This is a genomic window from Neorhizobium petrolearium (genome assembly GCF_017873175.1).
GTDB lineage: Bacteria > Pseudomonadota > Alphaproteobacteria > Rhizobiales > Rhizobiaceae > Neorhizobium > Neorhizobium petrolearium.
In genome coordinates this window covers 405,890-416,695 of sequence record NZ_JAGGJW010000004.1, presented here as the reverse complement: position 1 = coordinate 416,695, position 10,806 = coordinate 405,890, and the positions used below count along the sequence as shown (strand labels likewise).

Annotated in this window: 14 protein-coding genes; 8 read left to right on the top strand and 6 right to left on the bottom strand. The window is 61.8% G+C overall.

Translation table 11 applies throughout. The features are described from left to right. Nucleotides 1-181: 181 nt before the first annotated feature. On the top strand, nucleotides 182-553 hold the full coding sequence (locus J2046_RS10480; protein ID WP_210051608.1) for a nuclear transport factor 2 family protein: 372 nt from the start codon (nucleotides 182-184) through the stop codon (nucleotides 551-553). 70 nt (nucleotides 554-623) lie between these two features. Further along, nucleotides 624-1,466 (top strand): metallophosphoesterase, encoded by an 843-nt coding sequence (locus tag J2046_RS10475; RefSeq protein WP_210051607.1) that lies wholly within the window; start codon nucleotides 624-626, stop codon nucleotides 1,464-1,466. On the opposite strand, the gene J2046_RS10470 is transcribed toward J2046_RS10475, so the two are convergent. Continuing rightward, the gene (locus J2046_RS10470; protein ID WP_210051606.1) at nucleotides 1,463-2,161 is read right to left on the bottom strand and encodes a helix-turn-helix transcriptional regulator; all 699 of its coding nucleotides are present in this window, start codon (nucleotides 2,159-2,161) and stop codon (nucleotides 1,463-1,465) included. The two genes, J2046_RS10475 and J2046_RS10470, sit on opposite strands and share 4 nt — an antisense overlap. A gap of 133 nt (nucleotides 2,162-2,294) precedes the next feature. On the opposite strand from J2046_RS10470, the gene J2046_RS10465 reads away from it, so the two are divergent. From J2046_RS10465 to J2046_RS10445, 5 genes are all read left to right on the top strand, one after another. Beyond that, on the top strand, nucleotides 2,295-2,927 hold the full coding sequence (locus J2046_RS10465) for a LysE family translocator (protein WP_210051605.1): 633 nt from the start codon (nucleotides 2,295-2,297) through the stop codon (nucleotides 2,925-2,927). Between the two features lie 159 nt (nucleotides 2,928-3,086). After that, entirely contained in the window at nucleotides 3,087-3,530 is a 444-nt protein-coding gene (locus J2046_RS10460) for a c-type cytochrome (protein ID WP_210051604.1), read from the top strand. A 179-nt stretch (nucleotides 3,531-3,709) separates the two neighbouring features. After that, complete coding sequence (locus J2046_RS10455) at nucleotides 3,710-4,153, top strand: c-type cytochrome (protein ID WP_210051603.1); 444 nt, start codon at nucleotides 3,710-3,712, stop codon at nucleotides 4,151-4,153. A gap of 64 nt (nucleotides 4,154-4,217) precedes the next feature. Further along, a complete protein-coding gene (locus tag J2046_RS10450) occupies nucleotides 4,218-5,132 on the top strand; it encodes a cytochrome c (protein WP_210051602.1) in 915 nt (304 codons plus the stop codon). A gap of 156 nt (nucleotides 5,133-5,288) precedes the next feature. Next, on the top strand, nucleotides 5,289-5,660 hold the full coding sequence (locus tag J2046_RS10445) for a nuclear transport factor 2 family protein (RefSeq protein ID WP_210051601.1): 372 nt from the start codon (nucleotides 5,289-5,291) through the stop codon (nucleotides 5,658-5,660). A 54-nt stretch (nucleotides 5,661-5,714) separates the two neighbouring features. Here J2046_RS10445 and J2046_RS10440 read toward each other — a convergent pair whose 3' ends face one another. The 4 genes from J2046_RS10440 to J2046_RS10425 all read right to left on the bottom strand — a co-directional run bounded on the left by J2046_RS10440 (nucleotide 5,715) and on the right by J2046_RS10425 (nucleotide 8,682). Further along, nucleotides 5,715-6,203: a GNAT family N-acetyltransferase gene (locus J2046_RS10440; RefSeq protein WP_411828486.1), complete on the bottom strand. Its 489-nt coding sequence runs from the start codon at nucleotides 6,201-6,203 to the stop codon at nucleotides 5,715-5,717. A 197-nt stretch (nucleotides 6,204-6,400) separates the two neighbouring features. Further along, nucleotides 6,401-6,847 carry a hypothetical protein gene (locus J2046_RS10435; protein WP_210051599.1) on the bottom strand — a complete coding sequence of 149 codons (447 nt, stop codon included), beginning with the start codon at nucleotides 6,845-6,847 and terminating at the stop codon, nucleotides 6,401-6,403. A gap of 4 nt (nucleotides 6,848-6,851) precedes the next feature. Beyond that, nucleotides 6,852-7,346: a DUF6152 family protein gene (locus tag J2046_RS10430; RefSeq protein ID WP_210051598.1), complete on the bottom strand. Its 495-nt coding sequence runs from the start codon at nucleotides 7,344-7,346 to the stop codon at nucleotides 6,852-6,854. Nucleotides 7,347-7,614: 268 nt separating this feature from the next. Further along, a complete protein-coding gene (locus tag J2046_RS10425) occupies nucleotides 7,615-8,682 on the bottom strand; it encodes an IS110 family RNA-guided transposase (RefSeq protein WP_210051597.1) in 1,068 nt (355 codons plus the stop codon). A 227-nt stretch (nucleotides 8,683-8,909) separates the two neighbouring features. Here J2046_RS10425 and J2046_RS10420 point away from each other — a divergent pair, with 227 nt between their 5' ends. After that, nucleotides 8,910-9,824 (top strand): LysR family transcriptional regulator, encoded by a 915-nt coding sequence (locus tag J2046_RS10420; protein ID WP_210051596.1) that lies wholly within the window; start codon nucleotides 8,910-8,912, stop codon nucleotides 9,822-9,824. Here J2046_RS10420 and pip read toward each other — a convergent pair. Continuing rightward, nucleotides 9,815-10,777, bottom strand: a complete 963-nt coding sequence (gene pip / locus J2046_RS10415) for a prolyl aminopeptidase (RefSeq protein WP_210051595.1) — start codon at nucleotides 10,775-10,777, stop codon at nucleotides 9,815-9,817. The two genes, J2046_RS10420 and pip, sit on opposite strands and share 10 nt — an antisense overlap. Nucleotides 10,778-10,806: the final 29 nt, after the last annotated feature.

Sequence of the window (10,806 nt, the reverse complement as noted above, 5' to 3'; positions counted from 1 at the left end):
ATAACCTCAATCCCTCGAACCGCCCGGTGCGGACCCGCATGCCGGGTGGTGTGGCAGGGGAGCGATCAAATAAGATCGCCCCCTATGCCGATTGAGGCCATGATCCTGTGACAGTTGATTTCCTGTCGCGCAGGCATCAACGTAATATGTGTTCCTCTAGCGAATGTGAAGCAAGGACAAAGTGGTTGAACCTTCTATCGAGGCCGTGCTGGCGCAACTTGTCCCCCGGGAGCCGATTTTTCACAGGCGCGAATTCGGCACCAGTCGAGAAGCGCTGGAAGCCATGACGGACGAGGCGTTCTGGGAGATTGGAGCGAGCGGCCGGGTCTATACGCGCGAATTCGTGATCGACAATCTCATCAAGCGATATCGCGATCCGGAGCCTCACGATTGGCCGTGCCGTGATTTCGCGATCAGCCGCCTTGCGGACGGACTATACCAACTGTCCTACATATTGGAGGAGCCGGACCGTCGCACCTGGCGTACGACGCTTTGGAAAAACACGTCGGCGGGTTGGAAAATACTGTTCCATCAGGGAACGGTGATTGCTTGAACGAGGGCCAGCTGCGCCCGACATCCCGGTCCGTCACACGCCTGTCACAGCCGCAAAATACCTCCTCTCCATGCCTCACGAAACACCGCTTCTCCGTTTCGGCGTGATTGCCGATCCGCAATATGCCGACCTGCCGCCGTGGCTGGAGATGGACCGTTACTACGCCAACAGCCTTGACAAACTGAGGGAAGCGATCGGCGTCTTGAACGGCGAGGACCTCTCCTTCGTGGTGACGCTCGGCGATCTTGTCGATCGCAACTGGGAAAGCTACGATCCCGTCCTTTCAGTCTACGAAGGCCTGCGGCATGAGAGTTTCCTCATGCCGGGCAACCACGATTTCGCCGTTGCGCCGGAACGGCTGGACGATGTGCATGGAAGGCTCGGCATGCCGGCCGCCTGGCACGATTTTTCCCGCGGCGGCTTTCGTTTCATCGTGATCGACGGCAACGAGATCAGCCTGTTTTCGGCACCCGAAGGCCATCCGCGGCACACGCGGGCTCGGGAGCGATTGGAGACCTTGCTGACCGAAGGCGCAATCAACGCAAAGGAGTGGAATGGCGGGATCGGCGAAGAACAGTTCGCCTGGCTCGAGGAGACGCTTACACGTTCCAGGGCGGCGGGAGAGCAGGTCATCGTCATGGGCCACTATCCGCTATTTCCGGAAAACGAGCACAATCTCTGGGGCCATGGGAGTCTGACCGATCTCTTCGCTCGCTCCGGCAATGTCGTCGCTTATCTCAATGGCCACAACCATGCGGGCAATCTCGGCCGCAACGGCAACACCTGGTACGTGAATTTCAAGGGCATGGTCGACACGGAGAAGGAAAACACCTTCGCCGTCGTGGAGATTTTTCCCGACCGCATCGCGATCATCGGCCACGGCCGCGAGGAAAGCCGGACACTGCCGCTTTAACCAGCCGCTTCGGCACTCACCGTCCAGCCCTGCACCCAGAGTTGGCGCAACTTGTCGCCTTCGCCACGGAAAAAATCCCCGACCGGCTCGCAATGCTCCACCCGGTCGGTGCGGAAGTTGCGGATCGCCTGCCTGAGTTCGCACCAAGCGACGATGTTGGCCGTCTGCGAATAATAGATGAGCGCGACCGGCCGGATTGTCCGTTCCGTGCTGCGGGCATATTCGTCGCGATAGTCGAGCGTCAGCTTCTGCTCGTCGCGGATCGCCCGGCGCACCATGGCGAGATCGACCGCTTCCGGCACCGGCGCCGGCGCCCCCCAGGCATGCAGCGCATTGGTGGAGAGGATATCGGCAAGCGGCGCCGGCACGACCGCGGCGATCTTGCGGTTCACTTGTCTGGCCGCCTGCTTGAGTTCCGTGTCGCCGGTGCGTTCGAGAAGCGCCAGTGCAAGCACGATCGCCTCCGTCTCTTCGATCGACAGCATAAGCGGCGGTAGCGTGAAGCCGGGGCGCAGGATGTAGCCGATGCCGCGACCGCCCTCGATCGGCACCCGCATGGCCTGCAGCGCGGCGATATCCCGGTAGATGGAGCGCACGGTCACTTCGAGCTGCGCGCCGATCTCGGCAGCCGTCACCGGCTTTTTCGCAAGCCGCAGGATCTGGATGATCTCAAACAGGCGCGAAGCCTTGCGCATGCTTTTCCCCACGGCTCGGACAATGCCAACTGACAATACGCTGTCAGTTGGGCTGGTCTATAGGACCGCATATCCGATTGAAAAACAAGGCTTCGCGTTTCTGGAAGCCTACGATGCGGCAAGAGAAACTGACATGACATACACCGAAAACCTCTGGCTCTATTTCACGCTCCTCTTCGGCATTATCGTGGTGCCCGGCATGGACATGATCTTCGTGCTCGCCAACGCGTTGACCCGCGGCCGCATGGCGGGCCTCGCCGCGACCTCGGGCATCATGGCCGGAGGGCTTGTCCATTCGCTGTACGGCGCGCTCGGCGTCGGTCTGCTGGCGAGCCTCATGCCCGTTCTGTTCAAGCCGCTGCTCATCCTCGGCGCACTCTACATGGCCTGGATCGGTCTCGGCCTGCTCAGAAGTTCGATCATTGTCGATCACGTCGGCCCCGCCGATACGCACTCCAACTGGGAAGCGTTCCGGCGCGGCGCCGTCACCTGCCTCATCAATCCGAAAGCCTATCTCTTCATGCTCGCCGTCTATCCGCAGTTCCTGCGGCCGGATTTCGGGCCGCTTGCGCCGCAGGCGGCGATCATGGCGGCGATGACCGCCGGAACACAGTTCGCGGTTTATGGCGGGCTGGCGGTGGCGGCCGGCCGGGCGCGGGAAATGCTTGTCGGCAACGGCAAGGCGACCGTCTGGGTCGGGCGGATTGCCGGACTGCTGCTGGTGCTGGTATGTCTTCTCACACTCTGGGAAGGGGTGAAGGCGTAACGTCGCTACGATTGCCGATCCGGCACAGCAGCGTTTCTGCTATATAACTGATTTCGCTAATACTCTCACCGTTTTGTTACTTCATTGTCATCGCGATGCCGGTCATGGTGCAGCGCATCATGACCGTCGGATTCAATGCCAAAGAGGAGAAATGTCTGCATGCGCCTGAAATCCATGATCATCGCGGCCGGTTTCGGCTGTCTCTGTCTGTCCGCTGCCTTTGCGCAGGAAGAGCCGCAGGCCCTTCGCCAGAGCCAGATGAAAGCCGTCGGCGGGGCTCTCGGCACCCTCGGGGGCATTGCAAAGGGCGAGAAGCCTTATGACGCCCAGGCTGTGACCGCCGCGCTGACGACCATCAGCACCACGATGAAGGCTTTCCCCAACCAGTTCCCCGCCGGCTCCGAGACGGGCGCGGAGACGGAGGCCGCTCCGGCCATCTGGCAGAATACGAACGATTTTCAGGCCAAGGCGCAAAAGCTGTCAGCCGACGCGGAGAGCCTGCTTGCGGCTGTCCCGGCTGATCAGGCAGGTGTCGGCAGTGCGATGAAGACGCTCGGCGGAGCCTGCGGCGACTGCCACCAGACCTATCGTCTGAAGCGCTGACAAACGATGCAGGGCGGCCGGACGGCTGCTTCAATCACCGCCGCTGCTCCAGGTGAAGCTCGAATGTTATCACTGCCTTGTTACTTCCTCCGGCCGGACGCGCGTCGCATCGTGAGCCGTCATCAACGGGCCGCTTGTCCCGCTTTATGGGAGGCGGGCTTTATGGGAGGAATGTGCAGATGCGGTTGAGGTCTTACGTCATCGCGGCAGGTGTCGCCTGCCTCTGTCTGTCCGCAGCGTTCGCGCAGCAGGAGCCGATCGCTGCCAGACAGAGCCTGATGAAGCAGAACAGGCAGGCGGCGGGCGCGCTGGGGGCAATTGCCAAGGGTGAAAAGCCCTACGACGAGGCGGTGGTCAAGACGGCGCTGACGACGATCAGCGCCAATATCAAAGCCTTTCCGGATCAGTTCCCTCCGGGTTCGGACATCGGGGACACCAAAGCTTTGCCGGCGGTCTGGCAAAAACCTGACGATTTTCGCGCCCTGGCGACGAAGCTTGGCTCCGAAGCCGACGCCCTGCTTGCCACCCTGCCGGCTGACAAGGATGGCGTGGCAGCGGCGCTGGGAAAACTGGGGCCGATCTGTTCCGAGTGTCATAAGACCTATCGGGCTCCCACCAATTGACGGATAACCGAAGCCGGCGGCTCGCCTGCCGCCGGTTTTGCATGAAATGATGAAGGAGAAGAGCATGGCGTCTCGGTGGGCGAAAGTCCTGGGTGCCGGTGTGGTCGTCGTCGCTGCCGGCGCCGGGGTAGCCTGGGCGCTGACGAAGCCCGATCCGCATCCCGATACCTATTGGGCCGGTCTCGGTGAACCGGATATGGTCAACGGAGAACACCTCTTCTGGGCGGGCGGCTGCGCGAGCTGTCACTCGGCCCCGAACGCCACCGGCGATGCGCTGAAGGTGCTTTCCGGCGGCCGTGCATTACCGAGCCCCTTCGGCACTTTCCATATCCCGAACATTTCGTCCGATCCGGGCGCCGGCATCGGTGACTGGACGCTCGCCGAGTTCGGCAATGCCATGACCCGCGGTGTTGGGCCGGATGGCGAGCACCTTTACCCGTCCTTCCCCTACGGTTCCTATGCCAGGCTTTCGGCCAAGGACATCAATGATCTCTTCGGTTATCTGAAGACGCTGCCGGCAAGCAGCAATGTCGCGCCGCCGCACGAATTGCAGTTCCCTTACAATATCCGGCTGGCGGTGGGCGGCTGGAAATTCCTCTATTTCAACGACCGGCCGCGTGTTGAGCTCGCCTCGGCCGATGAAAAGGTCCGGCGCGGCCAGTTCCTGGCGGAAGGTCCCGGCCATTGCGGCGAATGCCACACCCCGCGCAATGCGCTCGGCGGCTTCCTGGCCGATCAATGGCTGGCCGGCGGCCCGAACCCGGAAGGGAAGGGCACCATTCCCGATATCACGCCGGGTTCCCGGGATATCGGTTCGTGGAGCGAGGGCGACATCGCCAGCTATCTCGAAACGGGCTTTACGCCGGACTATGATTCCGTCGGCGGCTCGATGGTCGAGGTGCAGCAGAACCTGGCGCATCTGCCGAAGAGCGATTTGGAGGCCATCGCCGCCTATCTGAAGGCGGTGCCGGCACGATAGGGCATCCACCGGATTGCCGTTTGCGGAAATGAAAGGCCGATGTTGACGGCAACCTGTCCGGGTGTGAGAGTCGCAGCATCGTGGTACTGCAGCGCCTGCTCGTCAACGCGCAGCCCTAGCCGGATCGACGCGGGCGGGTTTGGCGGAGATTGGGCCATGGACATTCGATGGACACTGACGGAACTGTGCGCGGCTTTCAACGCGCACGATCTCGACCGCATCATGGCGTGCTTTTCCGACGATTGCGTCTTGGAGATGCCGAAGGGAAACAAGCCCTGGGGCACCCTCTTCGAGGGCAAATCGGATGTTCGAAAAGCACTGGCGATGCGCTTCGAGGGCCTGCCCGATGTCCACTACGGCAATGAGGAGCATTTTGTCGATGCGGCGGCCGATACCGGCATCTCGAAATGGCGGCTTACGGGAACGACCGCCGACGGGAAGAGGACGGAGGTGCATGGCTGCGACTTTTATACGTTCAGAGACGGCAAGGTGGTCCGTAAGGACTCCTATTGGAAAATCATCGAGTAGGAGCCCAGGCCGGATGCGCACGCCCGTTCGCGGCGGCGGATCGCCGCATAGCTTTCACGCCAGCGCCTGCATGTAGCGCATGCCGGTGACCGGGCGCGGCTTGAAATCCATCTGCTCGTAGAAGCGGTGGGCTGCGACATTGCCGGTTGCGGCACTGACCGAAAGATAGTCGCAGCCGGCATTCTTGGCGATCTCCCGCGCACGTGAGACCAGATGATGCCCGATCCCGTGGCCTCGATGGCCGTCGCGCACGAAGAGATGATGCAGGTCCATGCCGCGCGTGCCCTCCTGCGCCCGGTAGAGCGGCACGAGGATGGCATAACCGATCAGCTCCGAACCCGTATCGGCGACCAGCGCCGTGATCCACGGCATCGGGCCGAAAAGGTCGCGTTCGAGCTTTTCGGGCGTGATGGCGGCGGGATCGTTGTGGTGGGCCGCGAGCGCTGCGATCATCTCGTTGAGCTCGGGCAGGTCGCGCGCCTTGGCGCTGCGGATCGTCACGACGGGCGGGCGCGGCAGTGAGATTTCGGTATCTTCGGTCATTTCCGGCATCCTTTTTCGGTCTTGTGGTGCCGTCAGGTGCCGTTTGAAACAACAAAGCCGCCTGACGGCGGCTTGTTGACATGATGATCTGTCGGCCGCCCCTTACAGGTAGGCCCAAAAATACGAGCAGGCGATGTGTGTGCGCGTCTTGATCATGGCGCTCAAATGCGCCCGTTCGCGCAGCTTGTCAAGCGCAATCATCCGAAGGCGAGCATCCGCCCTGCGAAGATGATGGAAACCCAAAGGGCGAGCGAAGCCAGACCGCAGAGAGGTGCAGCCGCATGCCGTATATTGCGGCCGTCGAGATTGCGCAGCAGAACGGCGTTGCCTCCGGCAAGGAGAAGAAGCAGAAGCTTCAGCCGGAAGAACGGACTGGCAAGATATTCCCGCGCTGCCGGCGCGAAGAGCAGGAGACCGGTCGCCGCCGCAAGGCAGAATCCGGCAATCGCGACCGGTACCAGCGAGCGCCGGACGGCGCTCCCGTCCAGTTTCCTCATCAGCCCGAGCAGGTACAGATCGACAACGGCGATCGAGCCGAACAGAAGGCCGATGCCGAGGATATGCAGCCAGCTTATGATCGGATAGGCCCAGACGGAGCGGCGTAGTGCGATCACGAGATCCAGATTTTCCAGCGCGGTGAGCATTGCATCACCCCCGCGGATCGCCGCTGCAGCCGGCGGGCAGCGCGACCGATTGCTGCCGGACCCCGACGCCGTCGAGGACGATCAGGGCGGGCCGCGCAACGCCCTCCTCACTGCAGGAGGGGAAGGCGATCGCTGTGATGACGTCGCCCGCCTTTGGCTCGCGCGGCATGCCCCAGGCTTCCAGCCGGTTGATCGGTGCGAGATCGAGCGTCCATCGCTCCGCCGGGGCGGCAGGCTGGACGCGCCGAAGCGTCGCATCGAAGCCGAGTTCCGCAAGTTCCTCCGGCACGGGAAGAGCGTCCCAGGTCGATGGAAGCGCGCCGGCCTCGTTCTCGACAGTGACCTCCGGATGCGGATTGCGCCACGAGACGGAGGTGACGCGTCCGGAAAGATAGATAGGCCGGGCGGTGTCGTAATAGCCCCATCCGTGATGGGCCTCGACCGGCAGAGCGCCGGCAAGTGCCGCGCCAAACAGCATCGCCAGAAGCCTTATTTTCATCGCTGCCTCCAATGAAAGAACGCAAGGGACAAAACGCCTTCAACTGGCGGCTTTTCCTTGGGTTCGGTTTCGTTTTGATCGGCGATTTTGCCGATCGGCTAAATCTCTTCCTTCCGCCGGACAGAATGTTGCCGTCCTGCGGTTCTCGAACCAATCTCCAATACGTGACCTAATGCGTTAGCTTTGGTCACAGAGTGACGTTCGGCTCCCGGTTTCCCATTCTCCTTTATGAGCGCAGCCCAGATCTGCCGGGCTCGCTAGCCAGCGATCAGGACAACCGGGATATTGTCGACGTGCTCTCCATGTTGCTTTCGCCGCGCTGCTCGTAGGCGCGCTGGTCCCCCAGGATCTGGAAGGCGATCGTCAAAAGCTTGCGCGCGATGGCCACACGCGCCTTGTTGGCTCCTCTGATCTTCAGATGCTCGTACTGGGCGCGAAGCTGCGGATCGCTGGCGATGGCAGGAGAAACGGCTTCGACGAACGCCCAGCGCAGCCACTTGTTGCCTTGCCGGATGATCTTGCCGTGGAAGGTCTTGCCGCCGGAGGAATAGGTCGACGGCACCAGTCCGGCATAGGCGGCGAGCTTCTTCGGGTTGCGAAACCGCGATATGTCGTCGATCTCCGCGTCGATCAGTCTTGCAAAGAACTCGCCGATGCCGGGGATCGTCTTCAACAGCTTCACATTGGCATTGGCTTTGGTCATCGCCCGGATCGTCGCTTCCGATTGCTTGATCCTGACATCGATGTCGCCGATGAAGGCAAGACCTCGGTCGATCTGAATGCGGTCGATCTCCGAGACCTTGACCTGCGCAAGTTGAATGCGGCCGGCCTTGCCAAACAGGTCGCCCAGCTTCTTCAGCTGCGCCGTCTGCTCCGGATACCGATCAAACACCGTGACGATACGGTTCTTCGTCATCGTGCGCAGCCGCACATAAAACATTCGCTCGCGTAGCGCGACACGCAGCTCTCGGGCCTTTTCGCCGGGTGCCCAAGCCTCCGGCACCAGGTCGGCTCGCAGCAGATGCGCCAGCACCGTCGCATCGATCTTGTCCGTCTTGATCTTGGCGTCAGCGATCGCCTTGACCTTCAATGGATGGGCGAGAACGACATCATCACAAATGTCGTCGAGCCAGTCGTAGATCACCATCCAGTTGCGGGTCGCCTCGACAACCGCATGGCTATTCTCACGATATCGCTCCAGAAACCCGCCTAGCGACTGGCGGTCGTTCTTAACCCGACCGGATCTCAGCGTCTTGCCACTGCTGTCCTGCACCACCAGGTGGCTGTAGGATTTGTGGTAGTCGACCCCGATGTGGTATTCATAAGAGGCAGTCATGCTTCCAACTCCCTTATTGAGATCTTCAAAACCCCAATAGGATAAGCCGAAAGGCTGGAAGTGTGACTGTCCCTCTATCATCACCTGCATCTCAGTGATCCGTTCTCTCAGCGGCTGCGACCTCTTTCATGTCACCTCCTTTCATTGTGATGCCGAAGAGGTAGACGATGGGAGACCGATGCATCAATGATGCGGTCTGGTCTCATCCGATACCAGAATTGACATCGATGGATTTCAACCAGATCCGATATTTTCTTGCGCTCGCGGAGACCCTGCATTTCGGCAGGGCATCGAGGGCGGTGGGAATGGCGCAACCGCATCTCAGTCGCGCCATTGCCCGGCTGGAGGACGAACTCGATGTCCGGCTGTTCGAACGCACCAGCCGGCGCGTCGTTCTGACGGCCGCCGGACTGGCTTTTCGGGAGGAAGCGCTCGCGATCGTGAACGCGGAGGAACGCGCACGGCAATTTGCCAGACAGGCCGCCCGCAAAGCCGGCAACCGGCTTCGGATCGCCTTTGTCTCGGCCGCGCTCTATCACATCCTGCCGGCGGCGATCCGGCAATTGCGGCAGGTAAATCCGCAAGCCGACTTCGACCTCCATGAGGCGACGACCAATGAACAGGTCGAGATGATCTCCGCTGGCCGGATCGATCTCGGTCTCGGCCATCCGCCGGTGGAAACGCAACCGCGGCTTTCCGTCGAAATCCTCTCCAAAGACCGGTTCGACGCGGTTCTGCCGGAGGATCATCCCTTGAGTGCGGAACGGCAGATAGGTTTCGTCCAGCTGGCGAAAGAACCGATGATCCTCTTTCCGGAAGAACAGGGACTTTCTCTTTACGCCGCGATCAGGGATCAATGCAGGCTTGCGGGACACTCGCTGACGGTCGCCGCGACGGCCGGTCGCCTCCACAGCCAGCTTTCCTTCGTGGCCGCCGGTCTCGGGATCGGCCTGGCCCCGGTCCAGTCGAGAAGCATCGACATCGCGGGCATCGTCCGGCGGCGGATCGAACCCTATCCCGCCTCGCTGACACTCAGCCTTGCGGCACTCTACGACCCCCGCAACCGTTCGCCGGCATTGCGTGATGCATTGAATATCCTGAAGGACGTCGCTGCGCCGGATGGGCAGGCGGATCAGTCGTAATCCGCAAAACGTTTCGCCGCCGCCATGATCGCGTCCGCCATGCCCCGGTCGCTTGTCGAATGCCCGGCACTGTCGACCAGGGTGAGTTCACTTCCCGGCCACGCCTTGGAAAGCGCGTAAGCCGTGGCCGGTGGCCCCTGTAGGTCGAGCCGGCCCTGGATCAGCGCGCCCGGGATGTCGGCGAGCCGATGTGCATCGGCAAGCAATTGTCCGTCCTCCAGCCAGGCGCGGTGATGGAAATAATGGGCGCAGAGCCTTGCGCGGACGAGCACGAAAGCCGGGTCCCGCCAGCGCTCCGGCAGCCCGGCCCGCCCGTCGGAGGAGATCGAGCCCGTCTCCCAGGCATGCCAGTCGAAGGCCGCCTTCTGCCGGATGGTCGGGTCGGGGTCGTTCAGAAGGGTATGATAAGCGGCGACGGGATGATCGCCGCGCAACCGCTCGGGGATCGCCGCGATAAACCTCTCCCATGCCTCCGGCAGGAAAAGCGAAAGCCCGTTATAGAGCCAGTCGATCTCGCTCCAGCGGGTGGTGGTGACGCCGGCGAGGATCATGGAGTTCACCCGCTCGGGAAAAGTCTCGGCATAGGCGAGCGCCAGCGTCGCGCCCCAGGAGTTTCCGAAGACAAGCCAGCGTTCGACGCCGAACATTTCCCGCAGCCTTTCGATGTCGCCGATTAGATGCCAGGTCGTGTTGTCGGCAAGTGCGTTGTCGAAATCGCCGGCATTCGGCGTGCTTTTGCCGCAGCCACGCTGGTCGAACTGGATGATGCGCCAGACCCTCGGATCGAAATGCCGCCGGACGCTTTCCGACAGGCTAGAGCCCGGCCCGCCATGCAGGATGAGCGCTGGCCTGCCGGCAGGATTGCCTGAAAGCGCAAAGAAGATCCGGTTGCCGTCACCGGTTTCGAGGAAACCGGTTTCGTAAGGGGAAAGGGGAGGGAAGAGGCCGGGCATGAGGTGATCCGATCGGGCTATAGAGTCGT